This window comes from Flavonifractor sp. An91, assembly GCF_002159225.1.
In the GTDB taxonomy this organism is placed as follows: domain Bacteria; phylum Bacillota; class Clostridia; order Oscillospirales; family Oscillospiraceae; genus Flavonifractor; species Flavonifractor avicola.
On the sequence record NZ_NFHA01000017.1, the window covers coordinates 35,516 to 57,639 of the forward strand.

Sequence of the window (22,124 nt, forward strand, 5' to 3'; positions counted from 1 at the left end):
TTTTTTTCAGACATATAGGGCGTTGTACACAAAATTTACACAGCAACGTCACATTTTGTGAATGCCTGGCACTTTGGGTTGAAATAGGCAGAAAAACCGCGTATAATATAAAAGCACAAAAAAGTGCCATTTTTTCTGTTTAACATGGGTTAATAGTTGCGTGTAGCAGGAAAATATAAGAGAGTAAGAGGGTTAGAGAGAATGACAAACAGGCATATGGTGGTTTCGTGGCGGACCCTGGTTGTTTTTTTTGTGGATACCTGTTTGATTGGACTTACAGGTATCCTGGCGCTGCTGGTGCGGTTTGACTTCTTGATTAGCAGCATTCCGGCCAGTTATTTAAATGCATATCTTTGGTGCTTTCTCATTCAGGTGGTCAGTACGACAGTGGTTTTTGCGCTGCAGAGGATGTACCACTTTATCTGGCGCATTGTCAATGTGCGCGATGTGGCCAAGATGGCTTTTTCTGTGGTACTGGCATTTGCAGTCTCCTTCCTGTGCTGTTCGGTGTTCAGACTGAGTTTGCCCAGAAGCGTTTGGTTTCTGATGCTGGTCTTTCAATTGGGTGCACTGGTGGGGATTCGCTGTGGACTGCGGTTCTGGAATGTGTTCAGCGCGTATCTGCAGACCCGCCGGCTCAGCGGTGAACGGATTATGCTGATTGGCGCAGGCGCTGCGGGACAAGTTCTTGCGCGGGAGCTTGCCAGCAGCCAGCGCGTAGAGGGACGGCTTTGCTGCATTATTGATGACAACCCCCAAAAAGCAGGCAAATATATGGACGGCGTCCGGATTGAGGGCGGCCGTGATCAGATTGAAAGCTGCGTAAAAAAGTATAATATTACCCAAATCATCGTAGCCATTCCTTCTGCCACGGAGGAGGAAAAAGCGGAGGTCCTCAATGTCTGCAAGATGACGGGGTGCCGTCTGCGCGTGCTGCCCGGACTGTATCAGCTGCTTAACGGCGAGGTAAGCCTGTCTGCGGTACAGGATGTCCAGGTGGAGGATTTGCTGGGGCGGAAGCCTGTGCGCCTTGATACTGCGTCCATTTCTGAATTTTTGGCAGGCAAAGTGGTTTTGGTAACCGGCGGCGGCGGCTCCATTGGCAGCGAGCTGTGCCGCCAGATTGCGCGGTATCAACCCAAGACGCTGATTATTCTGGACATCTACGAGAACAATGCCTATGACATTCAGCAGGAGTTGCGCCGCAACTATAAAAATACGCTGGATCTTCGGGTGGAAATTGCATCGATTCGGGACAAGCAGAGGATTTACCGGCTGTTTGATTCCTATCGCCCTGATGTGGTATTCCATGCCGCTGCCCACAAGCACGTTCCTCTTATGGAAGCCTGTCCGGCAGAGGCCATCAAGAATAATGTGTTTGGAACCTACCATGTAGTAAGAGCGGCTGAAAAGTATGGTACCAAAAAGTTTGTCATGATCTCCACCGACAAGGCGGTGAATCCCACCAACTTTATGGGCGCCACCAAGCGGTTCTGTGAGATGATCCTGCAGAGCCGTCGGAGCAGCAGTACGGAATACTGTGCGGTCCGTTTTGGCAATGTGCTTGGTTCCAACGGTTCTGTGGTACCCCTGTTCAAGAAGCAGATCCAAGAGGGTGGCCCGGTTACGCTGACGGATAAGCGAATCATTCGCTATTTTATGACCATCCCCGAGGCTGCCATGCTGGTGCTGGAAGCTGGTGCAATGGCCAGACAAAGTCAGATTTTTGTTCTGGACATGGGAGAGCCGGTTAAAATACTGACGCTGGCTGAAAACCTTATCCGACTGTCCGGCCTGGAACCGTATAAGGACATTGAGATCAAAGAGATCGGTCTTCGCCCCGGGGAAAAGCTGTATGAAGAGCTGCTGATGAAGAGCGAGCATCTTTCCAAGACAAGCAACGAGAAAATCTTTGTGGAAGAGCAGCGGCCCATTACACCGGAGGAGATCATGGGGGCTTTGCTTATTCTGGATAAAACGATTTCCGCAGAGAGCAGCAATGACGAGCTTATTAAGCTGATGCGCAAGCTGGTGCCGACTTACCGTGATCCGGCAGAGGTGAATGCTGAGGCGGAGCGCTTTACGGCGGAAGATGAGGAACGGCTCGATGATGTGGGAAGCTATGAAGAAAGCGTAGAGGAACGACGGAATTCTATTTCCGAACAGGTCCTTATTGGTGTATAATATATAGGCGGATATCAAAAGGGAACGCCCCGGGTGATAACCCGGGGCGTTTTTAACAAGTGTGAAACTAGGAGTAAGCTATGAAACGTTGGAAAAAAGTGCTATTGATTGTATTGCTGGCCCTGCTGGCAGTGATAGCAGGAATTCTCATCTGGCAGAGAGACAATATAAAGGCGCTTTATATTGCGCTTACAACAGATCAGGAAACGATTTTGAAAAATATGGAGCAATCCAAGCAGGAGCTGGAGGATAGTCTGACGGACTATGACATTACCGTCTTTGCGCCGACGAAGGAGCAAAATGAGGCTCTGCTTAACGGAACCGCCAGCGCAGATGAGATCAAGACGGCTTTGGGCATTGACGATACGGACGATCAGGATGCTGTGTCATCTGGTGTGGAACCTACAGAAAAACCGGACCAGTCTCCTGCACCCAGTGAATCGCTGAAGCCGGGCGGGCAAAGTCAGACAGATTCGGATTCCACTCAGAAGCAGGCGAACGCATTGGTGGAAAAGTGCGTAGCTGAGCTATATGCGTGCCAGGTGGATTTAATGGCAGAGCTGGGCAGCATGAAGCAGAAGGCATTGGACGAATGGAACAGCTTGGATGCAGAGGAGCAAACAACCCAGAGATTGCAGCAAATTGGTCTTGATGGATTGATGAAATGCTATGATTTGGAGGTTGTCACCGACCAGGAGGTAAAAGCGATACTAGCCACATATAGAACCAAGCTGGAGGCAATCGGGGCAGATACTGCAGTGCTGGACTCTTTGTGGAAGTATTATAGCGATGAAAAGGCATCCCAAAAGGCATATTACATCCAGAAGTATTTCAATTGATGTGGGACAATTATGGCGAGGCAAAGGATAAGTGCGACAAAATATTTTTGCTGATTTGCAGCTCCCGGCCGTTATGGCCGGGAGTTCTTTTTTAGGGATTGTGCTTCAAACCAGACTCAGCGGGGAGGAAACTACCCGGCATGGGCTGTTTTAGCAGCTGAGTCCGAGTACCCGCCCCGAATCAGGGGATGAGATACCCCAGTGGTAAAGAGGATGGGATATTTTTACCCCATAGGCCAGTCTATTGTAATCATTAGGGAATGGAGTACACCCTGCTGACGTTTCGTCTCGCAATATATTGTCTATGTCGAAAGAGGGGAGCATACTTGAATTTCCGGGGACTGAAAAAGGTTTGCCTGGTTCTGGAGAACTGTGAAGAGATCGTCCTGACACCGGATGAAGTTATAAGATTCCGGATCTGCGGTATCAAAAAGGAAGTCATCTATGCGTCTGGCAGCGTCATTGAACACCAGAGCTGCGAGGAACTGTTCCTGGAACTTTCCCCCCAAGCAGACCGGCATTACGACTGGTACGGAGAGACAAGTGAGGAGCGTGCATTCCAGCGGTTGGCCCGTCCGGATCTGACAAATGTGGAACTTACCTATGAAGATGGTACCACCCTTTATGTGGCCGCGCCCTGGGATAACGGTGAGAATGAGTGGAGAAACCGCCTTCAGACCTCCTTCCGAACGAAAGCGGGAACAATGCAGATCTTGATAAGCAGGAGCGGCAATGTGTCTGAGCTCCTTCCGGAAGAATAAAGAATCATCCCAGCGCTCCCTTCTTGTCTGGGGCGAAGTAGTGTGTTATGCTGAGGCAAGGAGGGGTGGCTATGTATGCCAAACAGCCTAAAAAGCTGCTGATTATGAATATTCTGGACATCCTGCAGAGGTATTCCGATGAGAAGCACCGGCTCAGCCAGCGGGAAATCGGTGATCTGCTGCGCAGCCGCTATGGGATGACGGCAGACCGCAAGGCCATCAAGCGCAACCTGATGGACCTTCTGGAGTATGGTTTTGGGATTGAATACACGGAGAAACCCCGCAGCCGCTTGAATCCCGGGACTGGACAGCTGGAGGAGAATGTGGTCCTGACGGACTTCTATCTGACGCGGGAATTTACAGACGCGGAATTGCGGTTGCTGATTGGCAGCCTTCTGTTTTCCCAACATCTGCCCCGCAGTCAATGCAATGCGCTGGTGGAGAAGCTGAAAGGACTGTCCAGCCAGTATTTTCGCTCCCATATGAAGCATATGAGCAAAATACGGGAGGACCAGACTGATAACAGACAGTTATTTCTAAACATAGAATTACTGGATGAGGCAATTGAAAAAAGGAAAAAGGTCGCGTTTCATTATCTGGAGTATAGAACAGATAAGCGGCAGTATCCCCGTATCCGCTCTGACGGCAGTGTGAGAGAGTATGTGGTCAGCCCCTATCAGATGGCAGCCAAAGAGGGCAAATACTACCTCATTTGTAACTCCGACCAATATGATGATGTGGCCAATTACCGTATGGACCGCATCTGTGACCTGATCATTTTGGAGGAGAGCGCCCGAGCCTTTGAGACCCTGAAAGGTGCGGGCGGCTGTGCCCTGAATTTGGAAGACTATATGAAGCGCCACGTCTATATGTACGCCAGCGGTGACGGCATGGCCAGGCTGCGGATCGCCCCCTTCCTGGTCAGCGACGTGATTGATCTCTTCGGAAAGGATGTCACCTTCTCCGATGAAAATGATGACGGCATCACCGTCACGGTGTATACCAATGAGATGTCGATAGAACAGTTCGCCAAGAGCTATGTGCCCCATGTGACCATCCTGGGCCCGAGGCTCTGCGGGTAAAGGTAAAAGGGATGCTGGAACAGGCGCTGGAAGGGTATCGATAAAGTGCGGAAGAAGGGAAAGCAAAATGGATCTGGAGAAGTATTTTGATTGGGAAAAGATCAAAGAGGCAGCGCCTGCGCTGTGCCGTGACTGTGACAGTCTGGAAGAAGCCATTTCGAGGTGCGTCGAACTGCACGATCTGTTTTCCCTTTGGCGGTGGGCACAGGCGTATGAGCAGGGTGCTATGGAAGGTGCGGACGACCCCAGACATTCTACCTTCCCGGACTTGAAAAAATATCATGGAAGCTGTGTGCTTTCCAGCAAGAGCTACAACGGAAATCCCGCATTAAAAAAAGCCATGCGCGACCATTTCTGCCCGGATGGTTTTTTGAAAGGGGATGGATACGATGCAGATACGCTCACCGTGCTGTTCGTGTTTCGGGAGTCCAACATCAGTGATGATGTAACATTGGAAGATGGTCAGATCACGCTAAAGCAAGGGGACGGCACTGATAAAGCCTGGTTGAAGAAACAATGGGACAAAGTCGAGGGATCTGAACGTAAAGATCCATATGTCAGTTTCATGGAACAATATGTCAGTTTCATAGAACAGCATATCCAATCAGCAAAAGCCGACTATACATCGATTGAACGCATCGCAGCCATGAACCTGAACAAACGAGGCGGATTCGGAACATGCGGGTATGCCCGCCTCCGTCACTACGCAGAAGTATATAAACTGTTCATCGGACGCGAGATCGCCATCATAGACCCCGGAGTCATCATCTGTGGCGGCACTTTTGGCACGGTCAAGGAGCTTTTGCCAAATGGACTGGCAAATCGCGTAAGAGTCTGGGACTGCTATCACCCCAGGTCCCGGAGGGATCAGGATGCAGGCCAGATCAAGAAATGGGTATTTGAGGGCAGCTGCAGAGACGCATAATAGGGAAAAATGCAGCATTTCCAAGAAATCTTAGAATAGTCCAAAGATGCAGGAGGCGTTTTTATGGATTGGATGAATCAGTATTGGAGTCCGGAAGAGCGATATCTTGTTTCGTTGGACTGCCAAAACATCCCTGCATCGATCGCGCATGGATGGGTCGGGCATCAGTTTTCCTGTTATACGATCGATTGGGAACGCAAAGATTCTGTGGAGCTTTCGGTGGTTTTTACCGCACTCAATCAGGATAAACGACGTTCATGTGACTCCAGTATGTGCATACCAGTGCGTGTGGTCGGAAATCTGAATGTCACGGAAGAAACCATACCCAGTATCTTGGATCTCTGCCGGCAGTCTGAAGAATGTAAAGATTCGATATGGCTGGTCGTATGTGCCGATAGTCCCAGCACATTGGAGGATATATACCGCACTTGTTTCCTCTTCTATACCGGGACACTTAGTATCGCACCTTTTGATGCCATGGATATCCGTGAGGCTATGGGAGCCGCTCTGTCCTCAAAAATCCAAGTCCTCACTTCCGGACCATATTTAAGCTCAGAACATGACCTGTCTCTTCCGGAAGATGGCCGCTTTGTTCTGTGCAATGCGCATACCGGAGATATTCCAGAGTCATGGGGACTGGAGGATCAGGAGAAAGTCGTAGACACTCAGTACAGCAAGTTGGCTGTGGAACCTGCGTTTTTTCTCAATATGACGCTCTTTTGTTGTCCTTTTGAATATCATCGGATCATTTATACCAAAGAGATCCTTGGAGACGGGAGTGGTCTCTCCAACCAAGAGGATAAAGATCCTTCCGATTTTAATGATATTTTCTGATACTTTCCATGGGCGCTCTGGATAGAAAAGCAAGATTGAGCAGTGCAGTGTTAAACCAGCCTTGAAGCTGTTTGGGATGGTGACAGCCTGGACTGGAAGGAGATCCCGGCGGACGAGATCACCCAGCGGGTGGTGAGCCGGGTGTGCCCGGGGTCTATCGTGCTCTTCCACAATGCGGCCATCCACACGCCAGAGGCCCTGCCCGGGATCATCCAGTCCCTGCTTCAGGAGGGGTACACCTTTGTGCCCATCTCCCAGATCATCCTGCCGGGAACGTGCGGCACAGACTATACCATCGACCACACCGGCCGGCAGCAGCCCTGCCAGAGCTGAGCGGCGGATGGGCGGAACGTATGGGAGACAGAAAACAGGGGAGCTTGCTGCAATATGCAGCAAGCTCCCCTGTTTATAAACTGTGGGAGAGCTATTACGTCAAAGACCGGTCCATAATGTCTGATGAAATTTCAAACTGGATATCCTGGGCGGTCTGACCGGCGGCGTTCTCAGTCTTGAGTTCAGGCGGGATCACAAGTCCCTCGTCAGGACCTCTTCCGTACAATTTATATGCCTCAAGGTTGGGGCATTGTGTCAAAGGCGTCAGGTCCAGGGGGCGGGACACGCCGTCCAGAGAGATGGCCCGCAGCTTGGAAAGGGTGCTGAGCGGGGTCAGATCTGCGCCGGCGGTATCCATAGACAGATATTCCAGATTGGGCAGATTGGTAATGGTGTCCAGGGAGGGGGAGAATGCTACGCCATCGCCGTCATAATCATGGAACTCCAACAATCTTAGGCTGGGCAGCGTGTTGTTGACCTCCAGAAGGGCGGTCCCATCGATGCTGACCAATCTGATCTCTTCCAGGTGCTTCAGCTGGGAGATGTCCAGAGTCATATTGCCCTGAGTGTAGAGGTTCAGAGAAACCAGAGATTCCTTTTGCTCCAGAAGGGTCAAGTCTGTGCCTGGAGCCACTTCTATATCCAAATACGTCAGATTGGGCATCTGATTTAAAAAGTCCACATGGTCCACAGAGGGAGAACTGTTTCCAAGATCATCAAAACTGAGCCACTGGAACTGGGAAGATGCTTCAAACGTATCCAGCAACGCGCCGTCCTCCACCACAGGCCCATCAGCGGTAGGGTCCCAGCTTTCGGAAATACCTTCTTCTGTTACATGGAGGAAGTGGATAAATTCCACATCGCTGGGGTGGATGGGGCCCTCCGGCTTGTCGATGATAATGCGGATATTCTGCTCAAAGACGGGGTCAATGAAGGTGAGGGTGGGCTCATGGAGGGCCAGTCCTACGCCGCCCACCAGCAGGCCGCCCGCCGCCAGCCCGGCAACCAGCTTGAGTTTGAAGGCCCCGGACGCAGCCGACTTGACGGCGGTCCCCGCCGCGGCCTTTCCGCCTGCTGCCGAGGCCGCCGCCGTTGTGCCTCCGGCTGTCTGGGTCCCGGCTGCCGCGGCGGCGGTGGCGCCTGCCGCCCCGGCGGTCCCCAACCCGGCGGTGACAGCCTGCCAGGTCTGGGAAAAGACGGTGGGGTCGGGCAGTTCCCCGGCAAGGCAGGGGAAGAGAAGTCCAATGGGGGCCAGGGTGTGGAGCCGGATGCCGTCCCGCTCCTCCAGCGCCAGCACGTCCTCCTTTATTTGGAAATATAGTGGTACAGCCGCATCAGGGTGGTGATGCACTGCTCCCGGCTGTAGGACAGGGAGGGGGCAAACCGTCCGCCGCCCACGCCGTTCATAACGCCGCACCCCTGAATGGCCCCTGTGGCCTCCAGTGCCCAGGGGGAGATCTCCGCCCGGTCGGTGAAGTTTGCTTCTGCCGCCGGCAGGTGTTTGGACATACTCTGAGCCAGTCGGGTGAGCATGACCGCCGCCTGCTCCCGGGTCAGCGGGTCATTGGGGTGGAAGCTGCCGTCGCCCACGCCGTTTACAATGCCCAGGTAGGCGGCCTTCTCCACGTCCTCATCCTTGGTGTCGGAGAAGGAGACACGGCCCTGCACCGGGCTGCTGGTCACCGTCTCATAGAAGCGGACCACCAGGGCGCAGATCTCCTGACGGGTGGCAGTCTGGGTGTAGCCGGTCTGAAGCTCAAAGGGCACCACGCCCAGCTGGATGGCCTCCTGGACAGAGGCTGCCGCCCAGTCGGAGGGCTTGGAAGGGTTGTCGGGCTGGGAGAAAAAGTCCACCTGGTAGGTGAAGTCCACCGCCTTGCCGGAGCGGTCCTTCAGGCCGTCGATGGTGACCTGGTAAACACCCTCATACTTGGTCACCCCGTCGGGCCGGAAGATGATGCAGTTGCCCACGCCGGAGGTCTCCACATTGAGGTAACGGCCGGAGGCGGCGGGGGTATAGCTGGCCTTGCCGTCCAGGGTCCAGGTCTTGCCGTCGCTCTGGCGCACCAGAGTGACTACAAGGCCGGACTGGGTGGGCACCTGATAATCATCGGGGTTAAGCACCACGCTCCAGGCGGTGTTGGCGTCAAAGCTGTCCAGGTAGTTGGGGAAGTTGCCCGAGGCGGGCCAGCCGATAAAGTCATAGTCGCAGCCGCTGCCGCTGGTGTCGGTGACCTTCTCGGTTACAAAATCGCGGTAGATACTGTCCGGGTTCTGGGCGTAGCCAAAGCCAACCCGGCCCAGCTCGGGGTTGAGCTGCCAGCGGCGGTGCCCCACCCGCTCCACGTTGCGGGCGTCGCTGTCCTGCATAAACATATCCACCGACTCCAGCAGATCCATGCCTGCCGCAATGTTGCTGGTGGAGGTGGCCTCATAGGCCTTTTGATAGAAGCTGTTGTCCATATCCGAAGGCTTGCTGGGGGTATGGTTCAGACTGCCCAGGTGGGCCAGCAGTACCGCGCCATACTGGGCGTTTTCGCTCAGACTGTCGTCCAGCTGGACCTGGGGTACACCGGCCAGCCGCCGCAGCACATTCAGACGCTGGGCAGCGGCCTCCAGGGCCTGGTGATCCACCGCGCCGGTGGCATAGGGAGCGTGGATGGAGGGTTCCTCCGTCAGAACGGGGTCGGGAAGAGTGCTGGAGGCCTGATTTAGCAGCTGGACGATCTCTTCCTTGCTCAGTTTTTCCAGCGTGGTGGAGCCGCTGTGCCGCAGTTCGGTCTGCTCCGGTTCCTCAGTGGGCTGGGAGACCGTTCCGTCAGGCAGCAGGACCTTTACCCCCTCCAGCCGGACCGGGGCCCACGCTTGATTGGCGTAGTCCATGTCCAGGCTGGTGTCGCCCCACACCCAGAGGGAGCCGTCCGACTGAATGGCGGCGCCGTTGTTGTTGAGGCCGCTGCTGACAAATACCACATTGTCCAGGATCTTCTCCGGAGTGCCGGTGGTGGAAGAGGTGGTGCCGTTGCCCACACCTCCGGTCAGGCTATGCCACCAGGACCACAGGCCGCCCTGGGCGTCGATGTAGCTAAAGACACCCGCGTTGGTGGCAATGCTCTGGCGCTGGAGGGGGACTTGCTGGGTACGTTCTGCTGCCAGCGCTCCGGGCATGGCCCCTGCCAGGAGGGCTGCCGCGCAGAGGGCGGAGAGCAGCTTTTTGGGTAACTGGATCCGTTTCATCAAAATTCCTCTCTTTCTTTTTTAGGTAGCGCTGCGGTACAGAAAAGTGCCGGCGGCGGAGGGCAAGGCAGTCAGTTTGTTTGAATCTCCTGCCGGTCCGGCAACCAGATCCCATGGAAAGGAAGCGCCTGCGCCTCCGCCGCTCCAGTCTGTGCGAGCTTGCCGCTCACGACAGTAAGAGCATTGGGGGAGGGGCGCGGTTTTATTTTTTGCGATCTTTTTTTCAGAAAATTTGAAACCCGACTTTGCGCATAAAAAGAACCAGACTAGCGGACAACTGGCCTGGTTCTTAAGTTATAAAGGAAATTTTATTGCTGAATAGCGGCTCTCAGCTTTTCTATGGTTTTCTTGACGGACTTTTTGGGGATGGAGGCGGTGATGCCTTCCAGGTCCCGCTCCTTGCCGCCCACGGAGCCGATGCCGATCTGTACCCAGCCGGATACCACCAGTGTATTACCCTGGTACTCGAGCTTGATGTAGTGCATGGCGGTCATAAGGCCGGTTCCCTTTTTCCACACCACTTCCCGGTTATAGTCGATCTCCCGGTAATCGTCGGCAATAAGAATATTACGCGCGATTTGATCTACCACCTGGGGCGGCTGATGAAAGTCGATTCTGAAGGTTGTTCTTGCCATACTCAAAACTCCTCTCTGTTGCAGTTGATTTGTGGCAGTAGCCGACAGACTTTCCATTATTATAGTACATCAGGAACAATGTGGCAAGGATGGAAGAGGGGTGGGATAAAAATGGCCTGCGCCTTAGGGCGCAGGCCAAAGAAGTCGTATACAGCAGCAGCGGCAATCCACACATTACCGCAGGCTCTCTGCCTTTTCCTTAATAAAATGGCTCAGCCAGGAGGCCGTCGCCTTGTTTTCCAGGGCGAAATCGATGGTGGCTTCCAGGAAGCCGCACAGGTTGCCGGTGTCGTACCGGCGGCCCTCAAAGTCCACGGCTACCATCCGGCTCTTGCGGCAGAGTTCCCGCAGACCGTCGGTGAGCTGGATCTCGCCGCCGTAGCCGGGCTTCAGGTTCTCCAGAATGTCGAAGATCTGGGGGGTAAGCACATACCGGCCCAGGATGGCGTAATTGGAGAACATCTCCTGGGGGGTGGGCTTTTCGTTCATGTCGGACACGTCGAAGATCCGGTCCTCCAAAGCGGAGATCTTCACGGAAGAGTAGCGGGAGATGGCCTCGGTGGACACCTTCTGAACGCCCACAGCGGAAGCGCCGTATTTCTCGGCTCCCTCGATCAGCTGGAGGGTCACCGGCTTTTCGGCCCGCATGATGTCGTCGCCCAGCAGCACGGCAAAGGGCTCGTCTCCCACAAAGCGCTTGGCCCGGTAAATGGCGTGGCCCAAACCCTTGGTCTCCTTCTGGCGGACATAGAAAATGTTGGCCAGATCGGCGGCCCGGCGGACCTCCACCAGCTCCCGCTCCTTGCCGGCCTGGAGCAGACGGGTCTCAAGCTCGGGATAGTAGTCGAAGTAATCGTCCATGGCGGATTTGGCCCGGTTGGTGACAATGAGGATGTCCTCGATACCGGAGGCCACCGCCTCCTCAATGATATACTGGATTACGGGCTTGTCCACCATGGGAAGCATTTCCTTGGGGACAGTCTTGGTGGCGGGGAGCATCCTTGTCCCCAGACCAGCGGCGGGGATGACGGCCTTGCGGACTTTCATGGGGAATCCTCCTTGTCTGTTTGTAAAACTGAGGGCGTCGCCTCAGCGGGCAGCCAGGCGGCGCTCCGGGATCATGGTGCGGAAGTAGCGGATCTTAGGCAGGGCCAGCAGCAGCACGGAGCCCAGCACATAGCAGGCCAGAGCCTCGCCCACCACAAAGGTCCACATATTGAAGGTATAGGCGGCCCAGAAAGCGCCGTTGAGGGCGCCCGCCTCCGCCCAGGCCCACATGGGTGGCAGCAGTAGGGCGTTCATCACGATGGGGGGCAGAGCGGCCAGATACCAGCGGGGCATCTTGGTGCTCAGAAAAGCGGCGATGGCAGTGGCCAGGGTGCCTACGATCATGTCAATGGGACCGTAGGGAGAGAGAATATTGGTCAGCAGACAGCCCAGCGCCAGACCCGGCGCGGTGGCCGGGAACAGGAAAGGCAGCACGGTGAGGGCCTCTCCCAGACGGACCTGAACAGGCCCGAAGGTGAGCTGAAAGATGTTGCCGAAATAGCACAGGACGAAGTAGACGGCGGCCACCATAGCGGCCAGGGTAAGATCACGGGTGGTAGATTTGCGCATACTAAGTTGGAACCTCCATTTTCGTATTTAGAGAACGGCGGTGAGTCCCGCCGAACGAACGCGGCATTGCCGCGCTTGGACCGGGTGTGGAAACCAGTCGGTCACATTTTAGCACAATCCCCCCCGAAAGGCAAGGGAAGGGGACGGTTGCGGCGCTGATTTACAGGACCGGAAGAACCTGCTATACTGGTCAAAAAGACAAAGGAGGAAGCGGTGATGGAACGATCCGCGGCACAGGAGCGCCGGAAGGCGGTGGAGCAGATGCTGGAGGAGGCCGGGGGGCCGGTGAGCGCCACGGCGCTGGCCCGGCGGTTCTCGGTGAGCCGCCAGATCATCGTGGGGGACGTGGCTCTGCTGCGGGCTGCCGGGGCGGATATCGTGGCCACCCCCCGGGGCTATGTGCTGGGCCGCCGCCCCGCCGGGGTGGAGCGTACCGTGGCCTGCGTCCACGCTCCGGAGGAGATGGAAGCAGAGCTCAACGCCATTGTGGACGCCGGGGGCGAGGTGGCAGACGTAATTGTGGAGCATCCGGTTTATGGACAGCTGACAGGCATATTAGGGGTAAGATCCCGATATGATGTACAGGAGTTCCTCCAACGGGTGAGGGCAGACGATGCAAGGCCTTTGTCCGACCTGACCGGCGGTATCCATTTGCATACAATCCGATGTAAAGATGAAAAAACGTTCCAAAGAATACAAAAAACTCTAAAAAAGGCGGGCTTTTTGCTGGATATGTAAATTGGAAATATATATGAGTCGAAAGTTATGTTAAATTTGCCGAAAAAGTATTGCCAAATTGTGAATGATGGTGTATCATAGGGTACGAATCCTAGGGTTGGGGAGGCTTTTGGGATTCGAAATTATAAGGGAGGGTTATTATGAACTCACCACGAATGCAACGCTTCGGAAGAATTCTGCTGGTCGTCTTTGCCTTGGCCTGTGTCCTGATGACGGTCGCCTTCGCAGAAGGCGAAGAGGTCCAGAGCAAATTCTTCGGTACCGCCTGGTCCCTGTTGCCGCCTGTTGTCGCAATTGTTCTGGCACTGATCACGAAGGAAGTCTACTCGTCCCTGTTCATCGGTATCGTGGTAGGTTTCCTGCTGCAGGCCGACTTCGATGTGGTGCTTACCATTGACCATCTGGTCAACGGATTTATGGGCAACATCGGCGGTAACGCAGGTATCCTCATCTTCCTGGTCATTCTGGGCACCATGGTGGCCCTGATGATCCGGGCCGGCGGCTCCAAGGCCTATGGCGACTGGGCCGTCAAGCACATCAAGACCAAATCCGGCGCTCTGTGGTCCACCTTCATCCTGGCCATCGTGCTGGGCGTGGACGACTACTTCAACAACCTGACCACCGGTAACGTGATGCGTCCCGTCGCCGATGGCCACCACATCTCCCGGGCCAAGCTGTCCTATATGTGCGACGCCACCGCCGCTCCCGTGTGTATCATGATGCCCGTCTCCTCCTGGGCCGCGGCTGTCACCGGCGTTATCAACAACGAGGAGCTGGGCTTCCAGATCTTCCTGCGGGCCATCCCCTACAACTACTATGCCGTCCTTACCATGGTGTTTATCATCATGATGACCGCTCTGAATATCGACTACGGTCCCATGAAGAAGCATGAGGACAACGCCGCCAAGGGCGACCTGTATACCACCCCCGAGCGGCCCTATGCCGATGCCGCCGAAATGAAGTTCAATCCCAACGGAAAGGTCATCGACCTGGTGATCCCCGTGGTCATCCTCATCGTCTGCTGCGTGGGCGGCTTGCTTTATGCCGGCTGGCTGGGCGGCGGCGAGGGTATCTTGGATATGTTCGCCAACACCGATGCCTTCTTCGGCCTGCCCTTCGGCGCCACCATCGCTCTGGTCATCAATATGATCTACTTTGCTGTCCGCCGCTCCATGAAGTTTACCGAGTTGATGGACTGCCTGCCTGAAGGTTTCAAGCAGATGGTGCCTGCCATCCTGATCCTCTGCATGGCCTGGACCATCAGCGGCGTCACCCGGGATGGCCTGGGCGCGCCCCAGTTCGTGGCTGAGTTCGTGGAAATCCTTGGCCCTGGCCTGCACAACTTCCTGCCCGCCGTGGTCTTCCTCATTGCCTGCTTCCTGGGCTTCGCCACCGGCACCTCCTGGGGTACCTTCGGCATCCTGCTGCCCATCGTGCTGGAGATCTTCACCCCCGGCGGCTTCGCCAACCTGACCGCCGAAACCCTGGACGAAGTGCCCATCCTGATGGTGGGCATCGGCGCCACTCTGGGCGGCGCGGTTATGGGCGACCACTGCTCTCCCATCTCCGACACCACCATTATGGCATCCACCGGTGCGCAGTGCTACCACCTGAATCACGTGGCTACCCAGATGCCTTACGCGGTCACCGTGGCCGCCATCGGCTTCGTCAACTACATTATCACCGGCCTGATTATCGATTATGTGCCTCAGGTCGTCTGCCTGCTCATTGCCGTGGCCTCCACTGTGGGCTTTATGCTGGTGGTAGGCAAGCTCAACCACTCCATGAACCGCCACTCTCAGCGGGATTGAGCGTAACGCCGGCAGTTCCATACGGTAAAAATCACCCCCACCGTTTGTACGGCGGGGGTGATTTTTTGCTGCAAAAGACCAGAAAAACAAACCAAATAGGTTTAAAAGTGCAAACTGATGCGCGGTTCCGATCAAACACCCAAGAGGAAAGGATGTTTCTGCCCTTCGGAAAAGGATTTTATAGGAATAAAATGGAATAAAAAAGAAAAGTATATAGATTATATGCCCAAAAATACATACATCTTTCTGTGAGCCTCTACAAAAATATGCAAAATATCAAAAAAACATTGTCAATTTAATAACAATTTTGTTATGATACCTTTCGAGTCCTTGGGTTGGGGAGCTTTAGGATTCACCGATCTTATCTAGGAGGGCTGATATGAATTCACCGCGTATCAAACGGTCTGGCAAGATTCTGCTGACCCTGTTTACCCTGATTTGCATCCTGGCAACGGCGGCTTTCGCCGAAGGCGATTCCACCGCTCAAATCGCGGCTTGGGGCACCATCGCATCCCTGCTGCCTCCCGTGGTAGCCATCATCCTGGCACTCATCACCAAGGAAGTGTATTCTTCTCTGTTCCTGGGCATCATCGTGGGCTGCCTGCTGTTCACCAACGGCAATCCCATTGACGCCATTCAGGATTTCGTGTCCCGCCTGTGCGGCAATGCCGGCGGCAACATGGGCATCCTGATGTTCCTGGTCATTCTGGGCACCATGGTGGCCCTGATGATCCGGGCCGGCGGTTCCAAGGCCTATGGCGACTGGGCCGTCAAGCACATCAAGACCAAATCCGGCGCTCTGTGGTCCACCTTCATCCTGGCCATCGTGCTGGGCGTGGACGACTACTTCAACAATCTGACTACCGGTAACGTGATGCGTCCCGTCACCGACGGCCACCACATCTCCCGGGCCAAGCTGTCCTATATGTGCGACGCCACTGCCGCTCCCGTGTGTATCATGATGCCCGTGTCCTCCTGGGCCGCGGCCGTCACCGGTATCATCGGCAACGACGAACTGGGCTTCCAGATCTTCCTGAAGGCCATTCCTTACAACTACTACGCCATTCTGACCCTGGTGTTCATCATGGTTATGACCAGCCTGAACATCGACTACGGTCCCATGAAGAAGCACGAGGACAACGCCGCCAAGGGCGACCTGTACACCACCCCCGAGCGTCCTTTCGCCGGTGTGGAGGAAATGAAGTTCAATCCCAACGGAAAGGTCATCGACCTGGTGATCCCCGTGATCGTGCTGGTGGCCTGCTGCGTGGGCGCCATGATCTATGTGGGCTACCAGGGCGGCGGCACCGACCTCATCAGCGCCTTTGCCAACACCGACGCCTTCTCCGCTCTGCCTCTGGGTTCTCTGATTGCCCTGATCTTCACTATGATTTTCTTTATGGTGCGCCGCTCCATGAAGTTCACTGAGCTGATGGACTGCCTGCCTGAGGGCTTCAAGCAGATGGTTCCCGCCATCCTGATCCTCTGCCTGGCCTGGACCATCGGCGACGTGACCAAGGCTCTGGGCGCTCCCGAGTTCGTGGCTGACATCGTCTCCGGCTTCGGCGACAGCCTGCACAACTTCCTGCCCGCCGTGGTGTTCATTATCGCCGCGTTCCTGGGCTTCGCCACCGGTACCTCCTGGGGTACCTTCACTATCCTGCTGCCCATCGTCATCCCGGTGTTCTCCGGCGGCGTGGCGGCTGCCGATCTGACTGCCGATCTGATCAACGGCAACGAGATGCTGATGATCGCCATCGCTGCCACTCTGGGCGGCGCGGTTATGGGCGACCACTGCTCTCCCATCTCCGATACCACCATCATGGCCTCCTCCGGCGCTCAGTGCTACCACCTGAATCACGTGGCCACTCAGCTGCCCTACGCGGTCACCGTGGCGGCGATCTGCTTCGTCAACTACATTCTGGCTGCTTTCGTCCAGAACATGATCCTGAACCTGCTGATTGCTGTGGTCTCCATGGTGGTGGTGCTGGTTGTCATCGGCAAGGTCAACCACTCTATGAATATCCACTCTCAGCGCGACTGATTCCTTACCGGTGGAAGGGGAAGGAAGAAAAAAGTCCGGCCCTCACAGAGGGCCGGACTTTTTGCTTACTTATCGGGTGATCCAGAAGAGATTGGAATCGGTGACAAAGTTGGGGACACTGTAGAGGACCAGAGCCTGATCGATGCCGTTTTGCTGAATGTAGTCGGCAATGGACAGCTTGTAGTAACGCAGGTCGATCAGGTGAATCTCAGAGAAGTGGGGAGTCAGAAAGGGCACCAGGGAGTCGGCGTAGGAGTCTCGGATGATGAGCAGCTTAGGCTTGTCGGTATTGGGGGTCTTGACCACGCCAAGGGACTGGTTGCCGCCCAAAAACATAGAGTACTTGTCTTTGACGGAGAGGAAGGAGGTGTCGTACAGAGAGCGGGGCACCTCCACCTGATTGCCGGCGTTGTCATAGGTATAGCTGGTGACGGTAATACCGGTATCGGGCACATAGGTGGAGATGGTGTCGGGGCTCACCCAGCGCACGCCGGAGGAGGAGAATACCGTGCCGTAGAACTCAGTGGAGCGGATGGTCTCGGTGTAGGCATCCAGGGGCACGGGAGTGTAGCCCAGGGCCTCTGCCAGGCCGGTGTAGCCGTAGTATGCGCCCAGGCTGGTCCAGTGGTGGTCAGTGCGGTAGAAGATGCTCTCATCCTTGTGCTCCCACAGGGGGCTGTACAGATCCGCCCAGGTGGCGCCGGGCACAGCAGCCTTGGCCTGATCCAGCAGGTCGGTCTGGCTGGCGTTGGGGGCTCCGTCGGGCAGCCGGCCGGCCCAGATGCAGGCCTGGGTGGGAATGAGAGAGAAAGTTACCGGGATATCCACATTTTCCACAAAGCTGTTCACATAATTTACATTCTCCGATACCTTGGCGGCGTCGGGCTGGTCAAACCGGGTAATGAGGGTGTCCTGGTCGCAGAAATAGACATCGTTGTTCTCGTGCTTGCCCAGGATCCGCTCGCTGGAGGACTTCAGGGCAATCCACAGGTCCCGGCCCACAAACTGGTCGGTGGTGTAGGTCTCAAAGTCCTTCATGAACTGACCGCTCAACAAGCTGTCCACAGACAGCTTGGGCATCTGTTCCAGATTGCGGTTCTCCATTTCGGAGAACTCCCGGCTAGGAGTAGCGGCGTTGGCCACCAGGAACAGACCGATAAAGGCACAGAACAGAGCGCTGATGAAGATGCAGTATTTTTTCGACATAATCAGAACCTCCAATCAGAAGCGGAAATAGAGGAAGGGATTGTAGGTGGCGTCCACCAGATAGGCGGTGGAAAGAATCAGACCGGCCAGCAACACCACCGGCAGCACCACTTTCATGGGCTTCTCCGGCAGCTTTTTCCACAGCTTGGTAGCCAGCGGAGTGGCGGCCACGGCACCGATGATCAGCATGGGCAGGAAAGAGGTAAAGTAGTACGCCACGCTGGGGGAGGCCAGACCGGCTGGAGCAAAGCCAAACATGGCAGACAGGTAGACGCCCATATGACCGAAATCCTCCACGGCAAAGATGGCCCAGCTGACCAGCACCAGGAACAGGGTGTAAATGTGCTGTACCACAGCGGGACACTTCTCCAGCAGCTTGCCCAGGAAGGCCTTCTCCAGAATGATGAGGGCGGCGAAGTAGAGGCCCCAGATCAGGAAGTTCCAGCTGGCGCCGTGCCAGATGCCGGTGGCGGCCCAAACGACCAGCAGGTTGAAAAACAGCCGGGGCTTTTTCACCCGGTTGCCGCCCAGGGGGATATACAGGTACTCCCGGAACCAGGAGCCCAGGGAGATGTGCCACCGGCGCCAGAACTCGGTGACCGACTTGGAGATATAGGGGTAATTGAAGTTCCGCAGGAACTCGAAGCCCAGCATCCGGCCCAGGCCCACGGCCATGTCGGAATAGCCGGAGAAGTCAAAGTACAGCTGAAGGGAGAAGGCCACCACGCCCAGCCAGGCGCCGGAGACGGTGAGCTGGTCGGTGGGTAGAGCCAGATAGACATCCCAAAGCTTGCCGATGTTGTTGGCCAGCAGCACCTTCTTGGCCAGACCCACCACAAACACCTGCACGCCGGAGGCAAACTGCTCCGGGGAGTGGGTGCGGTAGGTCATCTGGTCGGCCAGCTCTTTGTACTTGATAATGGGACCGGCAATGAGCTGGGGGAAGAGGGTAACGAAGGTACCGAAGCTGACAATGCTTTTCTGCACCTCCGCGTCTCCACGGTAGATGTCCACCGGGTAGGTCATGGTCTGGAAGGTGTAGAAGGAGATGCCGATGGGCAGCGTCAGGTTGAGCACCGGCATACCAACGCCGAAATGCTGGAAGGTTCTGGCTACCAAATCCCAGTACTTAAAGAAGAACAGGATAGCCAGATTGAGGACCAGCGCCACCGCTACGGCGATCCGGGCGCCCTTGTCATCGCCTTGCAATTTTCGCCGGGCTACGATCAGGCCGCAGAAGTAGTCCAGCACGATGGTGAAGATCATCAGCAGGATATACTTGGGTTCGCCCCAGCCGTAAAAGACCAGATTGACCACCAGCAGCCACAGGTTGCGCCATTTCAGAGGGGTAATGTAATAGACTAATAATACAATGGGTAGATATAGAAACAAGAAATACAAACTGGAAAAGACCAACTGCTCACCTTCTCTTTGTAGATTTCAGGAAAGACGCCCGGCAGGCTTGCCCTGCCGGGCGCTGAAATGATTATAATGGGTACGGCACCAGAGTGCAACTTCTATTCTACCCAAAAATGCGGATTATTTTGTGTAGCTGTTGAAAATGGTGACCGCATCATCGGCATACTCGCTGATGGCGAAGAGCACATAGTTGCCGTTGGTGACCAGTTTGTAGTTCTGTACCAGTTCATACTGCTCGGGCAGATACTGTGACCACTGGGCGTCCAGATCGGCCTGCCGCTTGGCAATGCCTGCCTTCACAGTGTCCATCTTGCCGTCCTTTACCTTGGCGATGAAAAACTCGGTGGAGTGAACGCCCATGAGGGGCATCATGCACACATACTCCTCCAGGTCGGAGGCGCTGATGCCGTACATGGCGGAGAGGGTGGCGTCGTCCATGGCGGTCAGGTTGGGCAGGCTCAGCTTGGAGATGTCATTCCAGGTAGACTGAACGGCGCTGGCCTGGGGTTTGCTCTCCGGCGTGGGAGTGGGAATGGGGGTAGGCTTGACGGTGGGCTTGGGGGTAGCCGGAGCAGTAGGCGTGGGAGTGGCGGTGGGCTTGGGGGTGGAAGTGGGCTTTGCGGAGGGGGCAGAAGAGGGCGTACTGGAGGGAGTCTCGCTCTCCTCCACAGGAGCGGAGCTCTCAGGCAGGGCGTCGGGGCTCTCCTCAGTAATAGGGGCGGAGTCCTCGGGAGAGGGCATAACGCTCTCAGCCACGGGGGGAGTCGTGACGGTGTTAGGGGTCTCGGAAGTGCTGCCGCCGCCGCCGCAGGCGGTCAGCATACCAAGGGTCAGCGTCCCGGCCAGAGCCAGGGCGAGAAAACGATGGTTCATAGGTGGATTCTCCTTTTCTGTTTTTTGTGATCGCTCTATTGGACGGTGGCGGCTGACAAAAAGTTCCCATGTTTCTGTAAAAAAACGCCCCCGCTCCGGCGGGGGCATTCGAGATTCCTTTCAGGCTGGGGCGGCGGGGGCGTCCATGGAATCCAGGGGCAGCACCAGCGTAAAGCGGGTGCCCACCCCCGGCCAGGACACCACCTCAAACCAGCCGCCGTGGCGGTCGGCGATCCACTTGGCAATGGACAGACCCAGCCCGGCGCCGCCGGTCTGCCGGGCCCGGCTCTCGTCGGTACGGTAGAAACGGTCAAAGATATGGGGCAGGCTTTGGGCGTCAATGCCCTGGCCCTGGTCGGCCACCGTCAGCCGGGCCAGGCCGTCCTTCCCCTGGACCGACAGGGTGATGCACCCCCCGGCGGGGGTGTATTTCAGTGCGTTGTCCACCAGGATGCGCAGGGCCTGCTTAATGAGCCCCTCGTCGGCCACCACCGGCACGGCACACAGCCATTTCCCCTCCAACTGATGGGTGTGGTCCAGCATCTGGGTCTCCCGCAGCACCTCGGCGGCCAGCTCGGACAGGTCGCACAGCTGGGGATGGAAGGGAACGGAGTCGTTGTCCCCCCGGGCCAGAAACAAAAGCTGTTCCACCAGCTGCTTCATGGAGTCAGCCTCCTGACGGATGGCATCGATGGCCTCCTGCCGGGTGGCAGGGTCGTCCTTGCCCCACCGGTCCAGCAGGCTGGCGTAGCCCTGGATCACGGCGATGGGGGTACGCAGCTCATGGCTGGCGTCGGAGACAAACCGGGTCTGGGAGCGGTAGGCCTCGTTGATCCGGTCCAGCATGGCGTTGATGGCCTGGGCCAGGGCTTTCAGCTCCTTTTGGGCGCCGGTCACCGGAATGCGCCGGTCCAGATGGCTGGCGTTGATTTCGTCCAGCTCTCCGGCCAGGGCCTGGAGCTCCTCCGGCGACATGGAGCCGCCCAGCCGGGTAGCTGCGGCGGCCAGATCCTGAATGGGCCGCAGGGTGCGGCGGATGGTGCCGGCGTTTTTGAACAGGTTGAGCACCAGGCTGACCAGCTGGCAGATCAGCACCACCCGCCCGGCAAAGACAAAGAGGGCGGCGGGGCGGGACAGATCCAGGGTGATAGCCAATTCCTGCCCCTGAACCTGGGTCACCAGGGTGTAGCTGGTGGGGCCGCCGGTGGAGAAAATCATCAGGGGAATGAGATGTACCGTTCCCGGATCAAACCAGCGCTGGTCCCCCTCAAGTGCCTGGGGGGAGGGAAGCCAGTGGGGGAGCAGGATACCGTTGGGGTCCCCTTCCGCTTCCGCTACGGAATAGCTGCCGGCGGACATCCATGCCGCGGCCTCCTCCGAGGGGGCGCCCTGCTCTTCCGCCAGAGCCTTCAGTTCCGCTGCCTGCCGGTCGGACCAGACAATGAGGCCGCCCCAGAACAACAGGATGAGCAGGATATCCAGCAGCAGATAGATCCCCAGCAGCCGGAAAAAGAGCCGGGCATTGAGCCGGGCCACGATGGAGGACTTGATGGGGCCGGTGGGCCGGGAAGTTCTGGCAGCCATGG

At 56.3% G+C, this 22,124-nt stretch carries 19 protein-coding genes; 10 read left to right on the forward strand and 9 right to left on the reverse strand.

Annotation, left to right across the window (positions count from 1 at the left end; all coding sequences use genetic code 11):
* The first annotated feature begins 387 nt into the window (after window positions 1-387).
* The 7 genes from B5G42_RS10650 to B5G42_RS10680 all read left to right on the forward strand — a co-directional run bounded on the left by B5G42_RS10650 (window position 388) and on the right by B5G42_RS10680 (window position 6,958).
* Window positions 388-2,184: a polysaccharide biosynthesis protein gene (locus B5G42_RS10650; protein WP_242961201.1), complete on the forward strand. Its 1,797-nt coding sequence runs from the start codon at window positions 388-390 to the stop codon at window positions 2,182-2,184.
* An 80-nt stretch (window positions 2,185-2,264) separates the two neighbouring features.
* Window positions 2,265-3,023: a hypothetical protein gene (locus B5G42_RS10655; protein WP_087270097.1), complete on the forward strand. Its 759-nt coding sequence runs from the start codon at window positions 2,265-2,267 to the stop codon at window positions 3,021-3,023.
* Between the two features lie 326 nt (window positions 3,024-3,349).
* On the forward strand, window positions 3,350-3,784 hold the full coding sequence (locus B5G42_RS10660; protein ID WP_087270100.1) for a hypothetical protein: 435 nt from the start codon (window positions 3,350-3,352) through the stop codon (window positions 3,782-3,784).
* Between the two features lie 71 nt (window positions 3,785-3,855).
* A complete protein-coding gene (locus tag B5G42_RS10665) occupies window positions 3,856-4,866 on the forward strand; it encodes a helix-turn-helix transcriptional regulator (protein WP_162611085.1) in 1,011 nt (336 codons plus the stop codon).
* 67 nt (window positions 4,867-4,933) lie between these two features.
* A complete protein-coding gene (locus B5G42_RS10670; RefSeq protein WP_087270106.1) occupies window positions 4,934-5,791 on the forward strand; it encodes a hypothetical protein in 858 nt (285 codons plus the stop codon).
* Between the two features lie 63 nt (window positions 5,792-5,854).
* Entirely contained in the window at window positions 5,855-6,625 is a 771-nt protein-coding gene (locus tag B5G42_RS10675) for a hypothetical protein (protein WP_087270109.1), read from the forward strand.
* Window positions 6,626-6,757: 132 nt separating this feature from the next.
* Complete coding sequence (locus B5G42_RS10680) at window positions 6,758-6,958, forward strand: hypothetical protein (protein WP_242955390.1); 201 nt, start codon at window positions 6,758-6,760, stop codon at window positions 6,956-6,958.
* Window positions 6,959-7,052: 94 nt separating this feature from the next.
* On the opposite strand, the gene B5G42_RS10685 is transcribed toward B5G42_RS10680, so the two are convergent.
* The 5 genes from B5G42_RS10685 to B5G42_RS10705 form a co-directional block, all read right to left on the reverse strand.
* Window positions 7,053-8,255 (reverse strand): leucine-rich repeat domain-containing protein, encoded by a 1,203-nt coding sequence (locus B5G42_RS10685; RefSeq protein WP_087270112.1) that lies wholly within the window; start codon window positions 8,253-8,255, stop codon window positions 7,053-7,055.
* An 8-nt stretch (window positions 8,256-8,263) separates the two neighbouring features.
* Window positions 8,264-10,195, reverse strand: coding sequence for an S-layer homology domain-containing protein (locus B5G42_RS10690; protein WP_087270115.1), 1,932 nt, complete (start codon window positions 10,193-10,195; stop codon window positions 8,264-8,266).
* Between the two features lie 308 nt (window positions 10,196-10,503).
* Window positions 10,504-10,830 (reverse strand): hypothetical protein, encoded by a 327-nt coding sequence (locus B5G42_RS10695; protein WP_087270118.1) that lies wholly within the window; start codon window positions 10,828-10,830, stop codon window positions 10,504-10,506.
* Between the two features lie 174 nt (window positions 10,831-11,004).
* Window positions 11,005-11,877, reverse strand: coding sequence for a UTP--glucose-1-phosphate uridylyltransferase GalU (galU, locus tag B5G42_RS10700; protein WP_087270121.1), 873 nt, complete (start codon window positions 11,875-11,877; stop codon window positions 11,005-11,007).
* Between the two features lie 42 nt (window positions 11,878-11,919).
* Entirely contained in the window at window positions 11,920-12,447 is a 528-nt protein-coding gene (locus B5G42_RS10705; protein ID WP_087188377.1) for a QueT transporter family protein, read from the reverse strand.
* A 216-nt stretch (window positions 12,448-12,663) separates the two neighbouring features.
* Here B5G42_RS10705 and B5G42_RS10710 point away from each other — a divergent pair, with 216 nt between their 5' ends.
* The 3 genes from B5G42_RS10710 to B5G42_RS10720 all read left to right on the forward strand — a co-directional run bounded on the left by B5G42_RS10710 (window position 12,664) and on the right by B5G42_RS10720 (window position 17,040).
* On the forward strand, window positions 12,664-13,185 hold the full coding sequence (locus tag B5G42_RS10710) for a transcription repressor NadR (protein WP_087270124.1): 522 nt from the start codon (window positions 12,664-12,666) through the stop codon (window positions 13,183-13,185).
* A gap of 140 nt (window positions 13,186-13,325) precedes the next feature.
* A complete protein-coding gene (locus B5G42_RS10715) occupies window positions 13,326-14,996 on the forward strand; it encodes a Na+/H+ antiporter NhaC family protein (RefSeq protein ID WP_087270127.1) in 1,671 nt (556 codons plus the stop codon).
* A 379-nt stretch (window positions 14,997-15,375) separates the two neighbouring features.
* Window positions 15,376-17,040 carry a Na+/H+ antiporter NhaC family protein gene (locus tag B5G42_RS10720; RefSeq protein WP_087270130.1) on the forward strand — a complete coding sequence of 555 codons (1,665 nt, stop codon included), beginning with the start codon at window positions 15,376-15,378 and terminating at the stop codon, window positions 17,038-17,040.
* A 69-nt stretch (window positions 17,041-17,109) separates the two neighbouring features.
* Here the strand turns inward: B5G42_RS10720 and B5G42_RS10725 are convergent, their stop codons facing one another.
* From B5G42_RS10725 to B5G42_RS10740, 4 genes are all read right to left on the reverse strand, one after another.
* Entirely contained in the window at window positions 17,110-18,246 is a 1,137-nt protein-coding gene (locus tag B5G42_RS10725) for a DHHW family protein (RefSeq protein WP_087270134.1), read from the reverse strand.
* 15 nt (window positions 18,247-18,261) lie between these two features.
* Window positions 18,262-19,662: an MBOAT family O-acyltransferase gene (locus B5G42_RS10730; RefSeq protein WP_087270137.1), complete on the reverse strand. Its 1,401-nt coding sequence runs from the start codon at window positions 19,660-19,662 to the stop codon at window positions 18,262-18,264.
* A 123-nt stretch (window positions 19,663-19,785) separates the two neighbouring features.
* The gene (locus B5G42_RS10735; RefSeq protein WP_087270140.1) at window positions 19,786-20,538 is read right to left on the reverse strand and encodes a DUF4358 domain-containing protein; all 753 of its coding nucleotides are present in this window, start codon (window positions 20,536-20,538) and stop codon (window positions 19,786-19,788) included.
* Between the two features lie 120 nt (window positions 20,539-20,658).
* Window positions 20,659-22,122: a sensor histidine kinase gene (locus B5G42_RS10740; protein WP_087188370.1), complete on the reverse strand. Its 1,464-nt coding sequence runs from the start codon at window positions 22,120-22,122 to the stop codon at window positions 20,659-20,661.
* Window positions 22,123-22,124 lie beyond the last annotated feature (2 nt).

Excerpts from the sequence above, each read along its gene's own strand:
- B5G42_RS10655 (WP_087270097.1), top strand. The coding sequence starts at position 2,265 with ATGAAACGTTGGAAAAAAGTGCTATTGATTGTATTGCTGGCCCTGCTG.
- B5G42_RS10665 (WP_162611085.1), top strand. The coding sequence starts at position 3,856 with ATGTATGCCAAACAGCCTAAAAAGCTGCTGATTATGAATATTCTGGAC.
- B5G42_RS10670 (WP_087270106.1), top strand. The coding sequence starts at position 4,934 with ATGGATCTGGAGAAGTATTTTGATTGGGAAAAGATCAAAGAGGCAGCG.
- B5G42_RS10675 (WP_087270109.1), top strand. The coding sequence starts at position 5,855 with ATGGATTGGATGAATCAGTATTGGAGTCCGGAAGAGCGATATCTTGTT.
- B5G42_RS10690 (WP_087270115.1), bottom strand. The coding sequence starts at position 10,195 with ATGAAACGGATCCAGTTACCCAAAAAGCTGCTCTCCGCCCTCTGCGCG.
- B5G42_RS10695 (WP_087270118.1), bottom strand. The coding sequence starts at position 10,830 with ATGGCAAGAACAACCTTCAGAATCGACTTTCATCAGCCGCCCCAGGTG.
- galU (WP_087270121.1), bottom strand. The coding sequence starts at position 11,877 with ATGAAAGTCCGCAAGGCCGTCATCCCCGCCGCTGGTCTGGGGACAAGG.
- B5G42_RS10705 (WP_087188377.1), bottom strand. The coding sequence starts at position 12,447 with ATGCGCAAATCTACCACCCGTGATCTTACCCTGGCCGCTATGGTGGCC.
- B5G42_RS10710 (WP_087270124.1), top strand. The coding sequence starts at position 12,664 with ATGGAACGATCCGCGGCACAGGAGCGCCGGAAGGCGGTGGAGCAGATG.
- B5G42_RS10715 (WP_087270127.1), top strand. The coding sequence starts at position 13,326 with ATGAACTCACCACGAATGCAACGCTTCGGAAGAATTCTGCTGGTCGTC.
- B5G42_RS10720 (WP_087270130.1), top strand. The coding sequence starts at position 15,376 with ATGAATTCACCGCGTATCAAACGGTCTGGCAAGATTCTGCTGACCCTG.
- B5G42_RS10725 (WP_087270134.1), bottom strand. The coding sequence starts at position 18,246 with ATGTCGAAAAAATACTGCATCTTCATCAGCGCTCTGTTCTGTGCCTTT.
- B5G42_RS10735 (WP_087270140.1), bottom strand. The coding sequence starts at position 20,538 with ATGAACCATCGTTTTCTCGCCCTGGCTCTGGCCGGGACGCTGACCCTT.
- B5G42_RS10740 (WP_087188370.1), bottom strand. The coding sequence starts at position 22,122 with ATGGCTGCCAGAACTTCCCGGCCCACCGGCCCCATCAAGTCCTCCATC.